General features: G+C 69.8%; 18 protein-coding genes and 2 pseudogenes. 13 read left to right on the top strand and 7 right to left on the bottom strand.

All coding sequences use genetic code 11. The annotated features are described in order from the left end of the window. The first annotated feature begins 26 nt into the window (after nt 1-26). From ACV7NL_RS13215 to ACV7NL_RS13195, 5 genes are all read left to right on the top strand, one after another. Nucleotides 27-296 carry a hypothetical protein gene (locus ACV7NL_RS13215; protein WP_056182816.1) on the top strand — a complete coding sequence of 90 codons (270 nt, stop codon included), beginning with the start codon at nt 27-29 and terminating at the stop codon, nt 294-296. 406 nt (nt 297-702) lie between these two features. Then, entirely contained in the window at nt 703-2,253 is a 1,551-nt protein-coding gene (locus tag ACV7NL_RS13210) for a chromosome partitioning protein ParA (protein ID WP_463355919.1), read from the top strand. Between the two features lie 96 nt (nt 2,254-2,349). Beyond that, entirely contained in the window at nt 2,350-2,817 is a 468-nt protein-coding gene (locus ACV7NL_RS13205) for a hypothetical protein (protein ID WP_056480370.1), read from the top strand. A gap of 100 nt (nt 2,818-2,917) precedes the next feature. Further along, entirely contained in the window at nt 2,918-3,508 is a 591-nt protein-coding gene (locus tag ACV7NL_RS13200) for a hypothetical protein (protein WP_463355918.1), read from the top strand. 319 nt (nt 3,509-3,827) lie between these two features. Continuing rightward, nucleotides 3,828-3,977 carry a hypothetical protein gene (locus tag ACV7NL_RS13195; RefSeq protein ID WP_200935808.1) on the top strand — a complete coding sequence of 50 codons (150 nt, stop codon included), beginning with the start codon at nt 3,828-3,830 and terminating at the stop codon, nt 3,975-3,977. A 20-nt stretch (nt 3,978-3,997) separates the two neighbouring features. Here the strand turns inward: ACV7NL_RS13195 and ACV7NL_RS13190 are convergent, their stop codons facing one another. Together ACV7NL_RS13190 and ACV7NL_RS13185 are read right to left on the bottom strand one after the other, a co-directional pair. Next, the gene (locus tag ACV7NL_RS13190) at nt 3,998-4,897 is read right to left on the bottom strand and encodes a metallophosphoesterase family protein (RefSeq protein WP_056182983.1); all 900 of its coding nucleotides are present in this window, start codon (nt 4,895-4,897) and stop codon (nt 3,998-4,000) included. Nucleotides 4,898-5,117: 220 nt separating this feature from the next. Further along, a pseudogene (locus ACV7NL_RS13185) lies at nt 5,118-5,693 on the bottom strand (VIT1/CCC1 transporter family protein); the annotation flags it as partial. Between the two features lie 215 nt (nt 5,694-5,908). On the opposite strand from ACV7NL_RS13185, the gene ACV7NL_RS13180 reads away from it, so the two are divergent. Genes ACV7NL_RS13180 through lpxK form a run of 3 tightly spaced genes read left to right on the top strand, consistent with a single transcriptional unit; the run spans nt 5,909 to nt 9,010 of the window. Continuing rightward, on the top strand, nt 5,909-6,703 hold the full coding sequence (locus ACV7NL_RS13180; protein WP_463355917.1) for a lysophospholipid acyltransferase family protein: 795 nt from the start codon (nt 5,909-5,911) through the stop codon (nt 6,701-6,703). Continuing rightward, on the top strand, nt 6,700-8,016 hold the full coding sequence (locus tag ACV7NL_RS13175; protein WP_463355916.1) for a 3-deoxy-D-manno-octulosonic acid transferase: 1,317 nt from the start codon (nt 6,700-6,702) through the stop codon (nt 8,014-8,016). Before ACV7NL_RS13180 ends, ACV7NL_RS13175 begins: the two co-directional genes overlap by 4 nt. Before the next feature lie 10 nt (nt 8,017-8,026). Then, a complete protein-coding gene (gene lpxK, locus ACV7NL_RS13170) occupies nt 8,027-9,010 on the top strand; it encodes a tetraacyldisaccharide 4'-kinase (RefSeq protein ID WP_463355915.1) in 984 nt (327 codons plus the stop codon). Between the two features lie 165 nt (nt 9,011-9,175). Here lpxK and ACV7NL_RS13165 read toward each other — a convergent pair whose 3' ends face one another. Continuing rightward, nucleotides 9,176-10,114, bottom strand: coding sequence for an alpha/beta hydrolase (locus ACV7NL_RS13165; protein WP_463355914.1), 939 nt, complete (start codon nt 10,112-10,114; stop codon nt 9,176-9,178). Nucleotides 10,115-10,234: 120 nt separating this feature from the next. Between ACV7NL_RS13165 and ACV7NL_RS13160 the strand changes: the two genes are divergently transcribed. After that, on the top strand, nt 10,235-11,152 hold the full coding sequence (locus ACV7NL_RS13160; RefSeq protein ID WP_463355913.1) for a LysR family transcriptional regulator: 918 nt from the start codon (nt 10,235-10,237) through the stop codon (nt 11,150-11,152). Between the two features lie 111 nt (nt 11,153-11,263). Here the strand turns inward: ACV7NL_RS13160 and ACV7NL_RS13155 are convergent, their stop codons facing one another. Next, nucleotides 11,264-11,485, bottom strand: coding sequence for a DUF2093 domain-containing protein (locus tag ACV7NL_RS13155; protein WP_463355912.1), 222 nt, complete (start codon nt 11,483-11,485; stop codon nt 11,264-11,266). A 139-nt stretch (nt 11,486-11,624) separates the two neighbouring features. Here ACV7NL_RS13155 and ACV7NL_RS13150 point away from each other — a divergent pair. The 4 genes and pseudogenes from ACV7NL_RS13150 to deoA form a co-directional block, all read left to right on the top strand. Beyond that, nucleotides 11,625-12,023: pseudogene (locus ACV7NL_RS13150) on the top strand (cytidine deaminase); the annotation flags it as partial. Between the two features lie 145 nt (nt 12,024-12,168). Next, nucleotides 12,169-12,999 (top strand): purine-nucleoside phosphorylase, encoded by an 831-nt coding sequence (locus ACV7NL_RS13145; protein ID WP_463355911.1) that lies wholly within the window; start codon nt 12,169-12,171, stop codon nt 12,997-12,999. Then, complete coding sequence (gene deoC, locus ACV7NL_RS13140; RefSeq protein ID WP_463355910.1) at nt 12,999-13,742, top strand: deoxyribose-phosphate aldolase; 744 nt, start codon at nt 12,999-13,001, stop codon at nt 13,740-13,742. Before ACV7NL_RS13145 ends, deoC begins: the two co-directional genes overlap by 1 nt. Then, nucleotides 13,739-15,052, top strand: a complete 1,314-nt coding sequence (gene deoA, locus ACV7NL_RS13135; protein ID WP_463355909.1) for a thymidine phosphorylase — start codon at nt 13,739-13,741, stop codon at nt 15,050-15,052. Before deoC ends, deoA begins: the two co-directional genes overlap by 4 nt. A 52-nt stretch (nt 15,053-15,104) precedes the next feature. Here deoA and ACV7NL_RS13130 read toward each other — a convergent pair whose 3' ends face one another. The 3 genes from ACV7NL_RS13130 to dnaJ form a co-directional block, all read right to left on the bottom strand. After that, nucleotides 15,105-15,452, bottom strand: coding sequence for a hypothetical protein (locus ACV7NL_RS13130; RefSeq protein ID WP_463355908.1), 348 nt, complete (start codon nt 15,450-15,452; stop codon nt 15,105-15,107). A 126-nt stretch (nt 15,453-15,578) separates the two neighbouring features. Next, nucleotides 15,579-16,214 (bottom strand): class I SAM-dependent methyltransferase, encoded by a 636-nt coding sequence (locus ACV7NL_RS13125; RefSeq protein WP_463355907.1) that lies wholly within the window; start codon nt 16,212-16,214, stop codon nt 15,579-15,581. 177 nt (nt 16,215-16,391) lie between these two features. Beyond that, a complete protein-coding gene (gene dnaJ, locus ACV7NL_RS13120; RefSeq protein ID WP_056480333.1) occupies nt 16,392-17,552 on the bottom strand; it encodes a molecular chaperone DnaJ in 1,161 nt (386 codons plus the stop codon). Between the last annotated feature and the right edge of the window lie 51 nt (nt 17,553-17,603).

Here is a 17,603-nt window from a genome sequence, read left to right as displayed (position 1 = left end):
TCGTCTCCCTCGTGCGATGAGCGGGCATGATCCGGGTCATCAAACACATCATCGTCGAGCCGACGGCGGACCAGATGGCGCGCCTCGGGCGTATCCAGGCCATCGTCGTCGCCACCTTCCCGGGCGCCACCACCGACATCGTTCCGGGTCTGCTGGACGACGACCTCGTGGTGGAGGTCCGACTGCCCCTCGACAACCTGAACGACTGGCGTGCGGCACGCGAGGCCTGGGGAGACTTCAGCCGCCTTGCAGCCCCGCTCCCAGGCCCGACCGACCCCGAGTCCGACGAAGCCTGACCCGCTGCGCCCGCCGGGCCTGCGCTGCGGCCGCCCCGGTCATTCCGTGGACGCATCACGCTTGCGTGATTCCGGCCCCATCGATGACGCCGGGGACGGGTCGAAATCCTGCCCCGCCGTCGCGGCGGACCCGGCCCCGGACCCAGCCCTGGACCCAGCCCCGCACCGTCGCGCGCCGCTGGATGTTCGACGCCCGCGCTGCGCATTCGCCCGCGGGTTGGCAGATTCGCGCTGGTATCGACGAAGTCGATCCGAGCGTTCGCGCTTCGAGCGCCTCATGCGCCACAAAAGCCATACGTTAAAATTTTGCTAACGCATCCGGTTTGACGTGATTGACAGCGCTGGCAAATTGCAACTTTGATCACCTTATGTCGTGGCAGATCCGCGATGGGGATGGACGACAGAAATGAGCTGGATCTCGCTCCGTAAGTTTACCGCCGGTGAGACCAAGACGCAGTCTCCCGAGCAGACGGATGCGATGTTGCGCGCTCCAATACTCACGACACCCTTTCTGCGGGTCGGTGAGGAAGTCGACAATTCAGAGCCTGAGCCTCATGGCGAGGACCTGTCGCTGGATTCGTTGGGACAGCACAACGAGAGCCTGCGTTTCCGCGTGGCGGAGATGTCCGAGCGGCTCGACGACCTGAAGTCGCTGCAATCGGATTTCTCGGCCCTCCTGGTGCCGATCGTGGCGATCACCGAGGAATTGCCCCGGGCCAAGGTCCGGACGGCCGAGCTGGAGACGCTGCTGGGCGTCGAGCAGGCCAATGCCGCGACCCTGCGGCGCGACCTCGCCGATGCGACGGGCCGGCTCGCCGTGGCCACGAACGACGTGTCGGCCGCCAAGATCCAGCTGCACCACCTCGAAACCAGCCTCCAGGCCCGCGACGCCGCGGCGGAGGAAGTGCGCCTCGCCCTGCGCGACAAGACCCTGCAGGTCGAGAACCTGGAGCGGCGCCTGTTTGCCGAGACCGAGCAGACCCGCGCCCTCCAGGGCGAGAGCAAGGCCCTGCGAGGCGAGGCCAAGGCCCTCGATCAGGCGCTGGCCCGCTCGGACAGCGAGTTGCAGGACCTGCGCGAAAGCCGCCACGCCCTCGATCGGGACAATCTGCGGCTCCAGACCCTCAGCGAGGCCCAGGCCGCCCAGCTGGCCGAGCTGATCGCACGAGCGCAGGACTTCGAGACGCAGGCCGAAGCCGGCCGCATCGCCCTGCGCAACGTCGAGCAGCAGCTCGCCGCCGAGGTCACCGCCGCGCAGAAAGCCGAGGCCCAGTACGAGGCCGAGGTCGCCAATCATCGCACCGAGCGCGCGAGCCTCGCCATGCGGGCGGAGGCGAGCACGAGCCGCCTCGCCAGCACCGAGCAGATGCTGGCGCAGCTGCGCAACCAGCTGCGCGAGCGCGACGAGGCCGGCCGCTCGGCCGAGCGCGGGCTCAAGGAGGCCCTGATCGAGCGGGTGACCCTCGACCGCCGCCTGGAGAGCGCCCAGGCGGATCTCGCCCGCCAGACCGAGCGCTTCCTCGAGATGCAGCGCGCCCGCTCGGAATTCGAGCATCGCTGCGAGATGCTGACCAAGGCGATGGCGGCCAAGGATGCGGCCCTCGAACAGGCGCTCGGCCGCGTCTCCAGCCTGTCCGACCGGATCGACCATCTGGTCCATCGCCAGGAGGTCGAGCGGGCCGATTTCGAGACCGTCAATCATCGTCTCATCGAGGAGCTGCAGCACGAGCGCTCCGAGCGGAAGCTGGCCCAGGGCGCCCTCGACATCGCCCGCGAGAGCCGGGTCTCGCTCCAGAAGCAGCACGAGGCCCTGCGGCGCTCCGCCCGCAACTTCGCCGGAGAGGAGGCCGGGGCGCGATCCGAATCGGCGCCCGCCCAAACTCAGGCGCAAACCCAAGCCTCTGCCCCCGCCGAGGTCAGCAACGTCCGACCGTTCACGCCCCCGTCCGAGAAGTAAGCCCGCCGGTCGATCGGCCGGGCGGATCTCCCGCTCGACCCGTTCCTCCACCCCACCGCGATGCCGCGCGAGCACACCCCGCGCAGGAAAGCAGCCATGTCCGAGACCGCGCTACGCGACCGAGAGACGTCTTCCGCCGGGGCCTGGCTGATGCGCAGCCTGCCGACGCCGCATCGTCCGGCCGGCACGCCCGAACCGGCTCAGCCCACGGAGCCGGCGAAGCCCGGTGCGATGCGGGACGTGACGCCCGGCGCCGAGGCTGGCCCGCGACGGGACTGGTCCGCCTCCCTCGATCTCATCCACGAGGCGACGGCCGCGATCCGCATCAGCGAGGAGCGGGCGGCCGAACTGGAACAGGAGCTCGAGCGCACCGTGGCGCGCGCCCTGGAGCGGGCCTCGGCTCTCGAAGCGCAGGTCGCCGCCGCCCAATCCCGGGCCGAGCAGGCGGAGCGCCGGGCCGAGGAGGCCGAGGAATGGCTGGCGCGCCTGCACGATGCCGTGGTGGAGGGCTTCACCCGCAAGGCCGCCCCGCCGGCGGCGCAGGCCACGAGTTCCGCCGCCTGATCCTGTTCGCCCCGGTCCGGTCCCGACCGGCTCCCGTTGAACCGCGCCAGGCCACTCCGCCCCGCGCGCTCGACCCTCCCGAAAATGGGTCCGTGCCACCATGTCCGCAGCCGCCTCCCCTGCTCGATCGCCGCTGATGGGCACCGTGCTCGCCCCGATGGTCGTCCTTCAGGACGCCGACGCCCAGACCCTCGCTCCTGCCCTCGCTCCTGCCCTGGCCCCTGCGGTCGCGCAGGAGGCCGCGCGCGAGGGCGTTCGGGACTTGTCGCGCTCGCAGGCGCTGGTGCCCTACGAGGCGGCGCCCCCAAGCTCGGTTCTCGGCGCCACCACCCTGCGGCTGGTCGAGCGCAGCATGGAGACCATCCGGCTCCTGCATCGGCGCGTGGACAGCATCTCGGCCCAGGCCCGGGACCTGATCGTCCTCACCCACCGGGAGCGGGCCGAACGGGAGGTCGAATTGACCCAGGCCCGCGCCGAGGCGGCCGAGTGGCGGCGTCAGGCCATGGAATCGGAGCTGCTGGCGCGCGAGGCCCAGCTTCGGGCGCGCGAGGCCGAGATGGCGCGCCGCGAGGCCGAACAGGCCGCCCACGAGGCCCGGCGCCAGGTGCGCAAGGCCGAGGCGGAGGTCGAAGGGCTCCAGGCCTACCTGCGCAAGATCAGCGACTTCCTCGAATCCACCCTCGGCCGGTAGAGGCGGTTCCTCCGTCGACGAGGCGGATCCGCGAATCGCTTCCGGTCCCACGCAACCCGGGCAGAGCCAGCCGCACGATCGGCAAGTCCGTCATCCCCCGTCATCCCCCGCCATCGGTGCTGCGGTGCAAGCGTAGCGGTTCGTTGAGGACGTTGCGGTTTTCGCCCGCGGATGACTTTCCTCAGGCGTCGTCGCTGCGATGCGGGATCGAAATACTGAATATCTCCGGCCAATCACTTGCGTAGTCTGAACGGCGGATTAAGGTTCCGGCTCGTTCCAAATCAACTCGCGATTAACCTCCTTTGACAAGGTGACAGCCATGTCCAACGTGATTCGCGTGAAGCCGACCCATGACGGCACCTATACGGTCTATCGCGGCGAGGCCGTGCTGGTGAGCGGTCTGACGCTCCTCCAGGCGGAGCGCTACCGGGAGAATCTGGCCGAGGAGCCGGTGCTGGAAGACGCCTGACGCCCCCTCGACCCGGCGCCTCAGGCCCGGACCAGTGCCAGGGGTCCGAGATCCGCGATGGTGCCGGCCTCGGTCAGGCCCCGCTCCATGCCGGCGACGGTGTAGCCCGCCGCCGCGCGGGTGATCGTATAGAGGTGGTAGCTCGCGCGGTGGTGCCGCGCATCGCCCCGAGCCGAGGCCGAGGCGGCGCCCACCACCGGGATCGACCGGCCGCCCGGCCCCGCCACGAACGCCACGCTGCGGACGTGGTTGTGCCCGTGCAGGATCAACTCCGCCCCCGCATGTGCCACCATGGCGGTGAACGCGCCCGCATCCTTCAATTCCCGCCCGGACGAGGTGCCGCCGGGATGCGACGGATGGTGGATCATCACCACGCGGAAGGGGGGCTCGGGCTCGGCCCCGAGCGCCCGAAGCAGGGCCTCGGTCGCGGCGATCTGCTGCGGCCCGAGGCGCCCGCTCGCCATCAGGGGCTTGGTCGGAACCGCCGAGGACAATCCGATCAGCGCGACAGGCCCGCGCCGGCGCAGGTAGGGAAAGTGCCCGTGCGTGCCGTCGTCGCCCGTGGTCCAGGCCCCGCAGGCGAGGAGCAGCCCTTCGAGGGAGCCGCGCACGTAGGCGTCGTGGTTGCCCGGCACGAAGCTCACCGCGTCCGGCGTGCCGAGCGCTTCGAGGAAGACCTTGGCGGTCGACCATTCGCTCGGCAGGCCGATGTTGCACAGGTCGCCGGTGCAGGCGATGTGGTCGTGCGCCTGGGCCTGGAGGTCGGCCACCAGGGCGGCCAGCACCTCCATGTCGTGCGCGTCCTTGCGGCCGCGCTGCCAGTTCACGTAGCCGGTGGCGCGCTTGCTGAGGAGCTGGCGCAGGCGCGGGCGCGTCAGCGGCCCCACATGGGGGTCGGTCAGGTGGGCGAGGCGGAACATCATCCCCCGGTGCACGATCGATGATCGGGATTTCGGGGTTCCGCATCGCCTCATCCGACCCCGAGGGTCAACCCTCGCGGGGCGATTCGCCACCCGCCCCCGGGGCTCACGGCTTTGCTCGCCCCCGAGACTCTTGCCCCCAAGGCTCTTGCCCCCAAGGCTCTTGCCCCCAAGGCTCTTGCCCCCAAGGCTCTTGCCCCCAAGGCTCTTGCCCCAAGGCTCACGCGCTGCCGATGGCGATCCCGGTCAGCAGCACCAGGGCGCCGCCGAGAACCACCTGCATCGCCGCGCGCCAGAACGGCGTCGCCATGTAGCGGGTGCGGATGGCCGCGATCGCCAGCAGCTCCACCACCACCACGACGATCGCCAGGGCGGTGGCGAGGCCGAAGGCGTTCGGCCACCGGTCCGGGATCGCGTAGGGCAGCGTGTGGCCGAGACCGCCGAGCGTGGTCATCACCCCGCAGACGAGGCCGCGCATCCACGGCGTGCCCCGCCCGGTGATCTGCCCGTCATCCGAGAGCGCCTCGGTGAAGCCCATGCTGATGCCGGCCCCGATCGAGGCGGCGAGCCCCACCAGGAAGGTCGCCCCGTTGCTGTGGGTCGCGAAGGCGGCGGCGAAGATCGGCGCCAGGGTCGAGACCGAGCCGTCGATCAGCCCGGCGAGGCCCGGCTGGACGTAGCGCAGCACGAAAGCCCGGTGCGCTTCGGCCGCTGCGGGGTCGAGCGGCGCCGCCGATCCCGCGACTCCGTGGGCCTGTGACATCGTCATCGCGTGCATCCTCTCCAGCCTCGCGACCTGTTTAGATCGATTCCAATCTATAGATTGGAACGGCTCCAAACAAGCGCCGGATGCCCCTTTCTGTCACCCAAAGCGAAGGTTTCGGCCTTCCCCCGGCGTTGCACCGGTCCGGCGATCGGAGCTAGACAGCCGGCTGCCCGTCCGTCCCGGTCGTCGCCGCAAGGCGCGGGACGGCTCCGCGACCGGCCCCTCGGCGCCGCGAAAGCGAAGTGATGAGCCTCGTCAAACGCATCGGCCGCGCGCCGGCGGTCCAGCAGGCCCTCGGCATCCTCGCCGGCGGCTACCTGCGCCTGGTCCGCCGCACCAACCGCTTCACCGTGGAGCCGGCCGGCCCCGATGCCTGGCTCGACGGGCACAGCCCCTTCATCGCCGGCATGTGGCACGGCCAGCACACGATGATCTCGTTCATGCGCCGGCCGCACGACCGGATCGCCACCATCATTTCCCGGTCGGCCGACGGCAACATCAACGCCATCGCGCTTACCCGGATGGGCGTGCGGGTCATCCGGGCCTCGGGCGCGCGCGGCCGCGTGCTGCGGGACGCCAAGGCGAAGGGCGGGGCCGAGGGCCTGCGCGCCATGCTGCGGGCCTTGAAGGACGGCGAATCGGTCGCCTTCAGCGCCGACGTGCCGAAGGTCTCGCGCCGCGCCGATGCCGGCATCCTCACCCTGGCGCGCTTCTCCGGCCGGCCGATCATTCCTGTGGCGGTGGTGACGAGCCGGCACTGGCGCTTCAACAGCTGGGACCGGGCCTGCCTCGGCCTGCCCTTCGGCCGCGGCGCGATGGTGTTCGGAGACCCGATCGTCGTGCCCCGCGACGTCGCGCCCGATGTCCTCGAAACACTGCGCCGGCAGCTGGAGGCCGAGATGAACCGGGTTCATGACCGCGCCTACACCCTGGTCGGCCGCCCCGACCGCGTCGGACCCCATGATCGCGTGACCCATCCGGACCGCGTCACCCATCCAGACCGGGGCGCGGCCGAACCCCGCGCCGGGACGCCCGCATGAAGGCGATGGCGAAGGCCCCGCCCCTCACGGCGCTCCTCGGGGCCTACCGCTACGGCCTCTATCTCGGCGAGCCGGCGCTGGTGGGCCTGCTCGGCTGGCGCGCCCGCCGGGGCAAGGAGGATGGCGGCCGCCTCTCCGAGCGGCGCGGCCTGCCGGGCCGGGCCCGCCCCCTCGGGCGTCTGGTCTGGATGCACGGGGCGAGCGTCGGCGAGGCGTTGTCCCTGGTCGGCCTCGTCGACGGCATGATCGCGCGCGGCTTCTCGGTCCTGGTCACGACGGGCACGCGCAGCGCGGCCGACCTGATCGGGCGCCGCCTGCCGGCCGGGGCCGTACACCAGTACATGCCCCTCGATGCGCCGCGCTGGGTCGAGCGCTTCCTCGCCCATTGGCGCCCCGATCTGGCGCTGATCGCCGAATCCGAGATCTGGCCGAACACCATCCTGTCCCTGCACCGGCGCGGCATCCCGCTGCTTCTGGTCAATGCGCGGCTGTCGGAGCGCTCGTTCCAGGGTTGGGCGCGCACGCCGCGCACCGCCGAGGCGCTCCTGGCCCGCATCGCGATCTGCCTCGCCCAGACCGACGAGGATGCCGACCGCTTCCGCCGCCTCGGTGCCCCGCGGGTCGAGATCGCCGGCAATCTCAAATACGATTCCGAGGTGCCCCCGGCGGACGGGCAGCAACTCGCCCACCTGCGCGATCTCATCGGCGACCGGCCCGTCTGGGTCGCGGCCAGCACCCATCCGGGCGAGGACGCGATGGCGGCCCGCGCCCATGCCCGCCTGCGGGCGCGCTGGCCCCGTCTCCTCACCATCGTCGTGCCGCGCCATCCCCACCGTGGCGGCGACGTGGCCGATTGCGCCGGCGCCGAAGGTCTGCGCAGCGCCCGGCGCTCGCAGGGCGGGCGCCCGCACGGGGGCGTCGACCTCTACGTCGCCGACACGCTGGGCGAACTCGGCCTGTTCTATCGGCTCAGCCGCATCGTCTATCTCGGCGGCTCCCTGGTGCCGCATGGCGGGCAGAACCCGATCGAGCCGACGCGCCTGTGTGCCGCCGTGCTGCATGGGCCGCACGTCCACAACTTCACCCAGGTCTACCGCGCCCTCGACGGCGCCGGCGGCGCCCTGCTGGTGCTGGATGCCGACGACCTCGCCGTCACCCTGGACGACCTGCTGGGCGACCGGGCCCGTATTGCGGCGCTGAACCAGGCCGGCGCCGCCGCACTCCAGCCCTTCGAGGGCGCGGTCGCCCGCACCCTGTCGGTGCTCGACCCCTTCATCGCCCAGATGACCCTGACGGCGATGACCGCCTCGTGAGCCCGGACTGATGCGGCCCCCCGCCTTCTGGGACGCGCGGCCCGGCCACCCGGCGGCCCGTCTGCTGGCGCCCCTCGGCGCCCTCTACGGCCGCCACACCGCCGCCCGCATGGATCGCCCCGGTGCCGCCGCGCCCTGCCCCGTCCTGTGCATCGGCAACTTCACTCTGGGGGGCGCCGGCAAGACGCCGACCGCGCTGGCGCTGGCGACCCTGCTGCGCGACCTCGGCGCCCGCCCGGCCTTCCTGACCCGAGGCTATGGCGGACGCCTCGCCGGTCCCATCCGGGTCGATCCGACGATGCAGACCGTGGCCGAGACCGGCGACGAGCCTCGCCTGCTGGCGCGGTCCGCTCCCACCATCCTGTCGCGCGATCGCCCGGCCGGCGCCCGCCTGTGCGTGGCGGAGGGCGCCGACGTCATCGTGATGGATGACGGCCTCCAGAACCCGAGCCTGGCCAAGACCCTGTCGCTCGCCGTGGTCGATGCCGGAGCCGGGCTCGGCAACGGCCGGCCTTTCCCGGCCGGCCCCCTGCGGGTTCCGTTGTCGCGCCAGTGGCGCCACGTCCACGGGATCGTGCTGATCGGCGACGGCCCGCGCGGCGCGGTCGTGGCCGAGGCGGCGCGGGCGCGCGGGCTGCCGGTCCACCGCGCCCGCCTGATCCCGGGGGCCGATTTCGCGGGTCGGCGCGTCCTCGCCTTCGCGGGCATCGGGCGCCCCGACAAGTTCTTTTCGAGCCTCGCCGAGGCCGGCGCCACCCTCGTCGGCCGGCACGCCTTCGCGGATCACCACCCCTACGCCGCTGCCGACGCGGCGGCGCTGACGGCGGAGGCACGACGCCTCGGCGCCGACCTCGTCACCACCGAGAAGGACCACGTCCGCCTCGAGGCCCCCTTCGCCGCCCGCGTCGCCATCCTGCCCGTCACCCTCGCCTTCGCCGACGAAGCGCCGCTCCTCGCGCAGTTGCGCTCGCTGCTCGGCCGAGCCTCGGGCTAGAATGTGTCAGGGATCGGCGGAAACCCGTTATCCCGACCCGACCACCCAAAACGACAGACTCGAGGATGGTTCACGGTCGATCCGCGTCTTCACGACCGATCGACGAACCGGCCCTCCGGCCCGCGAGAGAAGCGGGCACGCGATCCCGCCCCTTCGACCGTGATTTCACGATCCGGCCTGCGCCGAGGCGATCGCCTGTTCGAGGAAGGTGGCGGCGTTCCCGATCGCTGCCCGGCCCTCGGCCAGCTCGGCCTGGAACATGTGCCAGACGTGGAACATGTTCGGCCAGATCTCCAGGGAGACCCGGACGCGGTTCTCGCCGAGATGGCTGGCGAGCCGGATGGCGTCGCTGAGCATCAGTTCGGCCTCGCCGATCTGCACCAGGATCGGTGGCAATCCGCGAACGTCGGCGAAGACCGGCGAAGCCTCCGGGCTGTTCGGCAAGGCCCCGCCGAGGAAGGTCCGGGCCATCAGGTCGAGACCCGCCTTGGTGTTCAGCGGATCGAGGCCCTCGCGGTTGAACATCGAGGCGCCGGTATGCTCCAGGTTCGCCCATGGGGAGAGGGCGGCCCCGCCAGCCGGCAACGGCACGCCCGCGTTGCGCGCCATGACCATCACGGTGACCACCATGGCGCCACCCGCCGAATCTCCCGCGACGGTGACCGAACGCGGGTCCTGGCCCTGGTCGATCAGCCAGCGATAGGCCGAGAAGGTATCCTCGATCGGGGTCGGGAAGGGATGCTCGGGAGCCAGCCGGTAATCCGGCAGGTAGACGCGGGCCTTCATCGCCTTGGCGAAGGCGCCGGCCAGGCCGTGATATCCGCCCGGTCCTCCGACGATGTAGGCCCCGCCGTGGATGTAGAACAGCACGCGGTCGCCGACGACGTCGTCCGGCGTCACCAGGGTGCCCGGGACGCCGCCCATATCGACGGGTTCGATCCGAACGCCCTCGGGCGTCGGATGCTGCGCCATCGTGTCGATGTAGGCGCGACGGATCTCCTCCAGCGTCGCGCCCCGGGTCTCGCCGAGGATGACCGGTCCAAGGTCCTGCAGGCTGCCGGCCCATTGTGCGAGCCGATGGGTCACGAGATCGTTGAAGGCCATGAGACACCCGTCCAGTGCTGTTGCAAGTCTTGTCGCAAGTGCTGTCAATTGCGTCGAATGGCCGGTATACGTCGGCGATTGGCGAATGGGCGTCAACACTGCGGGGATGGAACGGCGCGGATGTCATTCGGGCATGTCGGCGACATCGCAGCTTTCGTCGCCGCGGCCGAGGCCGGAAGCTTCGTCGCCGCGGCGCGCCTCCGGTCGATGACGCGATCCGGGATCGCCAAGAGCGTCGGGCGCCTCGAAAGCCGCCTCGGCGTGCGGCTGTTCCATCGCACGACGCGAAGCCTCGCCCTGACCGACGACGGCCGCCTCTTCCTCGATCGGTGTACGCAGATCCTCTCGGATCTCGAGGATGCGGAACTGTCGCTGGCCGAGGGGGGCGGCGAACCGCAGGGCATCCTCCGCCTCACGGCCCCGGCGACCTTCGGACGGGTGGTGGTTCTGCCCGTGCTCAACCGGTTCCTGGCGGCGTGGCCGAAGCTGCGTGCGGAGGTCAGTCTCACCGACCGGGTCAACGACATCATCGACGATGGCTACGACCTGGCGATCCGGATCGGTGATCCGCGCGAGAACGGCAGCCTGATCGCCAAGACCCTGATCGCCAGGACGTTGACGCGTCAGCAGGACCTCGTCGTGGCAAGCCCGGGCTACCTGTCCACGCGGCCGCTGCCCCGGCACCCGGACGACCTGACCGAGCAGACCTGCCTGAGCTATCTCAGCGCCGGGCGGCACCGGGCCTGGCGTTTCGTCGCCGAGGGCAAGACGATCGCGATCCGGCCCCGTGCGCGGCTCGCGCTCGATAGCGGCGAGGCCTTGCGCGATGCCGCTTTGTCCGGAGCCGGCCTCGCCTACCTGCCGAGCTACGTCGTCGACGAGGACATCGCGAACGACCGCCTGCGCGTCGTCCTCTCAGACTACGCCGCCCCACCCATCCCGATCTGTGCCCTCTACCCCAGCCGCCGCCATCTGGCCTCCAAGGTGCGGCGGTTCATCGACCTCGTCGCGGCCGAGCTTCACACGCCATCCCCCTGAAGCGATGGGGGCTCGACGCAGACCGTCCGTGATCACGGGGTTGCTGGGGCTCGGCAACCGGGCGAATCGATCACCCCCGCACCCGCTGGCGGGCCGAAGGCGACCGCGCCGTCAAGCCGGCCGCCCGGTCTTGGCGAGGCGCTTCATCGCGGCCTCGGGGCTGGCATAGGCCTCCTGCAGGGTGGCGCTCCAGTAGCGCAGGGCGTCGAGGGCGATCGGCTCGCCGGTCACCGCGCAGCGCACGAAGCTGCCGGGCTTGACCACCCGCATGGTGCCGTCGCCGTACTCCACCACCGCCTCGCCGGAGGCTCCGCGCTCGAAACGTCCCAACATGATCCTGCCGCCTCCCGGCCCATTCGCCCACTGGCCCCGTCTTAGGAGCGCGGCGGCCCGGTGTCGATGACGCCCGACCCTCGACAGGCCCGCGACTTGGTGCCTTAAGTCGCGGGATGCCGCTCCGCGTCCTGCTCTCATGAACCCGGATCTCGCCCGCCTGTTCGACGCCGCCCGGGCCGCGCAGGCCAGGGCCTACGCGCCCTACTCGCGCTTCCCCGTCGGTGCGGCCCTGCGCGACGCCTCGGGCGCCGTCCATGTCGGCTGCAACGTCGAGAACGCCGCCTATCCGGTCGGGACCTGCGCCGAGGCCGGCGCCATCGCCGCCATGGTGGCGGCTGGCGGTCGCGCCATCGCCGAACTCCTGGTGCTCGGTCCGGGACCCGGCCTCGTGACACCCTGCGGCGCCTGCCGCCAGCGCATCCGCGAATTCGCCGGACCGGCGGTTCTGGTCCACGTCGCCGATGCCGATGGTATCCGCGCGGCCTTCACCCTCGGGACGCTGCTGCCCGAATCGTTTGGCCCCGAGAACCTTGGCTCACCCGAGAATCTTGGCTCACCCCAGAATCTCGCTTCACCCCAGAATCTCGCTTCACCCGAGAACCTCGCCTCACCCGAGAATCTCGCCTCACCCGAGAATCCTGTCTCGCCCGAAAATCTCGTCTCTGCCGAGAGTCTCGATCATGGGTGAGCCCGAGCCGACCGTCGAGGCCGCCGCCGGCCTGCTTCGCGCCCAGGGGTTCGGCGGTCCGTTCGCCTGTGCGATCGTGACCGGGACCGGACTCGGTGCCTGGGTGTGTGACCTCGACGAAACACTCTCGGTATCCTACGCGCAGATTCCGGGCTTTCCGGCGCTCGGGGTGAGCGGCCACGGCGGCCGCCTGCATGCCGGCCGCCTCGCCGGCCGCCGGGTTCTGGTCTTCGAGGGCCGCGCGCACGCCTACGAGGCGGGTGACGCCGCCATCATGCGGGTGCCCCTCGCCGTCGCCCAACTGCTTGGCGCAGAAGCCCTTCTTCTCACCAACGCGGCCGGTTCGCTGCGGCCCGAGGTCGGTCCCGGCAGCCTCGTCGCGCTCACCGACCACATCAATCTGTCGGGCCTCAACCCCCTCATCGGCGAGCCGAGCGACGGCCGCTTCGTGCCCATGGTCGAGGCCTACGACGCGTCGCTCCGGAGCCATCTCCTTGCCGCAGCAGCAGAATCCGGCCTGGTACTCCACACCGGGATCTACGCCTGGTTCTCCGGCCCGAGCTTCGAGACGCCAGCCGAAATCCGCATGGCCGGGCGCCTCGGCGCCGATCTCGTCGGCATGTCGACGGCGCCGGAGGTCATTCTGGCCCGCTTCTACGGTCTGCCCGTCGCCGCCGTTTCGGTGGTGACCAACCTCGGCGCCGGCATCGGCGCCGGCAATCCCCACCATGCCGAGACCAAGGCGGTCGCCGCTGATGCCGGCGACGACCTCGCCCGCCTCGTCGCGGCCTTCGTGGCCCGCCTGCCCGCAAGGACGCCCTGATGACCGACGATGCCGCCATCGCCCGGCGAGCCCTGCCGTTGCTCGACCTCACCGATCTCAGCGAGTCCTGCTCCGAAGCCGCCATCGACACGCTCTGCCGAGACGCCCGCGCGAGCCGGGTCACCGCCATCTGCGTCTGGCCGCATTACGTGAGCCAGGCCGCCCGGCTTCTCGCCGGCAGCCCGGTGCGGATCGCCACCGTCATCAACTTTCCCGCCGGTGGCGACGATATCGAGCGGGCGGTGGACGACACGACGGAGGCCCTGGCGGACGGCGCGCACGAGATCGACCTCGTGCTGCCCTATCGCAGCTTCCTCGCTGGCGAGACCGGGATATGCCGGTCGATGCTCGGCGCTATCCGCGAGGTCTGCGATGGCGACCGACTGCTCAAGGTGATCCTCGAGAGCGGCGAGCTGGCGACATCGACGGCGATCACCGCAGCCAGCCGCCTCGCCATCGAGTCCGGCGCGGATTTCCTCAAAACATCAACGGGTAAGAGTCTGGTTTCCGCTACGCCCGAAGCGGCCGAAGCGATGCTTCTCGCCATCCGGGACCGGGCAGATGGGCGCTCTGTCGGGCTCAAGGTCTCGGGCGGATTGCGCAGCGTCGCCGATGCCGGTCGCTATCTCGCACTCGCCGATCGCATCATGGGACCCGCCTGGGTCTCGCCCCGCACTGTCCGTCTCGGCGCCAGCAGTCTGCATGCCGCACTGGTGTCGGCATGCGGAGAGCCGGCCCGATGAGGCTGCCGCAGGAACTGATCCGGGCGAAGCGCGATGGCGGCGAACTCCCGTCCGAAGACATTGCCGACTTCATCGCCGGCCTGACCGATGGGCGGGTCACCGAGGGACAGGCGGCGGCCTTCGCCATGGCGGTGTTTTTCCGGGGACTTTCGCGGGCGGAGCGCGTCGCCCTGACCCAAGCCATGACCCGCTCGGGCACGGTTCTGCACTGGAATTTGCCCGGGCCCGTTCTCGACAAGCACTCGTCTGGGGGCGTCGGAGATGCCGTCAGCCTCGCGCTTGCGCCGATGGTGGCGGCTTGCGGCGGCTATGTGCCCATGATCTCGGGCCGTGGTCTCGGCCACACCGGTGGCACCCTCGACAAGCTCGCGAGCATCCCGGGCTACGATGTGACGCCCGATCTCGACCGCTTTCGGCGTGTCACCGCGGAGGTCGGCTGCGCCATCATCGGGCAGACCGCAGATCTGGCTCCCGCGGATCGTCGGCTCTACGCCATCCGCGACGTCACCGGCACGGTCGAGTCCCTCGACCTCATCACCGCCTCCATCCTTTCGAAGAAGCTTGCGGCTGGCCTCGATGGTCTGGTGATGGATGTGAAGACCGGCTCGGGAGCCTTCATGGCTCAGCGTTCCGAGGCACAAGGACTCGCGCGCAGCATCGTCGCCGTCGCCAACGGCGCCGGCCTGCCCACGGTGGCGCTGATCACCGATATGGATTCGCCCCTCGCCTCCTCCGCCGGAAATGCCCTGGAGGTCGCCTACATCCTGGACTATCTCACCGGACAATCACGGGAGCCTGCGTTCCACGCTGTCACCATGGCACTGGCCGCCGAAATGCTGGTGATCGGCGGACTGCGTGCTGATATCGCAGACGCCGTAACAGCCTTGGAGAAAGCCCTGGCTTCCGGCCGTGCGACCGAAACCTTCGGTCGGATGGTCGCCGCGCTTGGAGGCCCGAGCGATCTTGTCGAGAGTCCGGGGCGCCATCTGCCGGTGGCTCCTGTCATCCGGACCATCGCGGCGCCTACGAGTGGGTTTGTGACCGCGGTGGTCACCCGCGAGTTGGGGCTGGCCGTCATCGAGCTCGGGGGGGGGCGAACTCGCCCCCAGGATGATATCGACCCTCGGGTCGGTCTGACCCGGCTTCCTCGGGTCGGTGCGCGAGTGGAGCGGGGCGAGATGCTCGCAATGATCCATGCGCCCGATGCGACCGCCGCGGACCGGGCAGAAATCGCCGTGTCCGCAGCCTATCGCATCGATCCCGCCCCGATGTCAGAGCCCGACGCCATCCTCGAGCGGATCGCCGAATGACGACGTCCCGGTTTCTACGGGGCGCAGTCGCCGGGAGCTGGAATCGCCGCTCTTAGTACTCGTAACGGCCATGGCCACGATGGTGGTGCCGGCGCTCGTGCCAGCCGCGGCGCTCATCCCAGCCACCGTGATGATCCCAGCCATGACGGCGGTGCCCCCATCCGCGATGGCGTCCCCGCTCGTGACCGCCATCGTAGCGATCATGGTGACGGTGATGTCCCCATCCGCCATGCCCACCCCAGTACTGAACGGTGCTGATCGCAGCCGGCTCCGAAGCGGCAGGGGGTGCGAACGCAGGCATGGCGGTGGCCGGACTTCCGGCCGCCAGGCCGCACGCGAGGGCAGCCACCACGATTGAGGCCTTGACGGCCCGCATCGATCCCATGGGGGATGTGGTCATGGTCGGATCCTATCTCGAACGAGCGGGCGCCTCCCGCTCTCACCTCGGAGATAGAGGGAAAGCCCTGAACCCAACCCCAGCTCGCCCTTCAGCTTCCGTTCGGATTTGATCTTCCGGGCGTATGGGTCAGGGGCGGCGGTAGACCCAGACGCGCGCAGGCGGCAGGTTGAGCCAGACCCGATTCGATCGGCTCGCCGTGTAGGTGCCGGCATCGCAGCGTGCCGGGATGGGCGGCACCACAGCGTAGGTGAATTGTACGAACGGCGCATTGGCGTGCATCATCGCGTGAGCAGCGTTGAGCAGATCGAGGCGTTGCTCCAGGGGTTTTGTGAACAGCGGCAGGCTTGAGACCATCGCTGCAGCTTTGTCCGACAGCATCCCGCCGAGGGTCTCGCGGATGTTGTAAGCGTCACCACGAACGATCGTCGCGCGCGGGAAGCGTTTCTGGAGAAGCTTGCAGAAATCGGGATTGTACTCGACCAGGATCAGACGCTCCTGTTCGATGCCGCGGCGGATCAGGGCTTCCGTCACCGGACCCGTACCGGGACCGAGTTCGATGACCGGACCGGTGACGCGCGGGTCGACATAGGACGCCATGGTCCGCGCGAGCATCTTGCCCGAGGGGGTCACGGCTCCGGTGACGAGCGGTCGCTCGAACCAGGAGCGTAGAAATCGCGCCTCGTCCTCCAGCGGGTCCCGTCGCGTACGGTTGGCACCGGAGGCGAGGTCGGCTTTTGCGCTGGGGCGGCGTAGCGGCGGCAAGACCCTATGTCCTCAGATCACGGGTGGGAGGGAAAGGCTAGACGACGAAGCTCTTCGGCAGTCAAGCTCGCATCCATGGAACAGGCCCCGGCGCACACAACGATTGGGGTGGCGGTGCCGGCACGCCACATCCGATAACCGGGGCCGCGTCAATTTGATCCGCAGGTTTGTGATGACTCAAGTACGGGCGGTACCGCCAAGTCCGTCGAAGAAGTCCTTAACTTTCGAAAAGAAGCCTGCGCTCTCCGGATGGTTCTCATCCGACGCAGTTTGATCGAATTCCTGGAGAAGTTCACGCTGGCGTTTGGAGAGGTTCTGCGGCGTCTCGACAAAAACCTGAATGTAGAGATCTCCAACATCGCGTGAGCGAAGCACCGGCATGCCCTTAGCCTTGATGCGGAACTGCTTCGCCGTCTGGGTACCCGCCGGGATCCGGACCTGCGTCTGCGAGCCGTCGATCACCGGAACGGTGATCTCGCCGGAAAGGGCGGCGGTCACCATCGAGATCGGCACGCGGCAGAACAGGTCCGCCCCATCCCGCTGGAAGAACTCGTGCGGCTTGATCGACAGGAAAACGTAAAGGTCGCCTGCCGGTCCGCCTCGCAGGCCGGTCTCGCCCTCCCCGGCAAGGCGGATCCGCAGTCCATCATCGACACCAGCCGGCACATTGATAGAGAGCGTGCGCTCCCGTGTGACGCGACCCGCCCCACTGCAGGCCGTGCAGGGATCGTCGATCACCTCGCCGCGCCCATGGCAATTCGGACAGGTGCGTTCGATCGCGAAGAAGCCTTGCGCCGCGCGCACGCGGCCGTATCCACCACAGGTCTGACAGGGGCGCGGCTTCGAGCCCGCCTTGGCACCGGACCCGGAGCAGACCTCACAGGTGACCGACGTCGCCATCTTGATGGTCTCGGCTTTGCCGCTGAAGGCTTCCTCCAAGGAAATCTCGAGATTGTACCGAAGATCGGCGCCTCGCTCCCGGGCGGGGCCACTGCGTGCGCCCCCACGTCCAGCTCCCGGAGCCGCGCGACCGTCGCCGAAGAAATTGTCGAAGATATCCGACATGAAGTCGCCGAATTCGTTGCCGAACCCGGGTCCTCCCCCGCCGCCCTGCTGGAAAGCCGCATGGCCGAAACGGTCGTAGGCTGCGCGTTTTTGGCCGTCCGAAAGGCACTGATAGGCTTCGTTGATTTCCTTGAACTTGAGCTCGGCCTCTGAATTCCCGGGATTGCGGTCCGGGTGGTAGGTCATGGCAAGTTTACGGAAGGCGATCTTCATCTCGCCGTCGGTTGCGGTCTTGGAGACGCCCAGAATCTCGTAATAGTCCCGCTTCGACATTCCCGTCCTCAAAGTCCCCCGGCGCGCCGATCCAACAGGACCGCGCCGTCT

The organism is Methylobacterium sp. Ger2507 (genome assembly GCF_055231875.1).
This window is presented reverse-complemented; position numbering and strand designations above follow the sequence as displayed.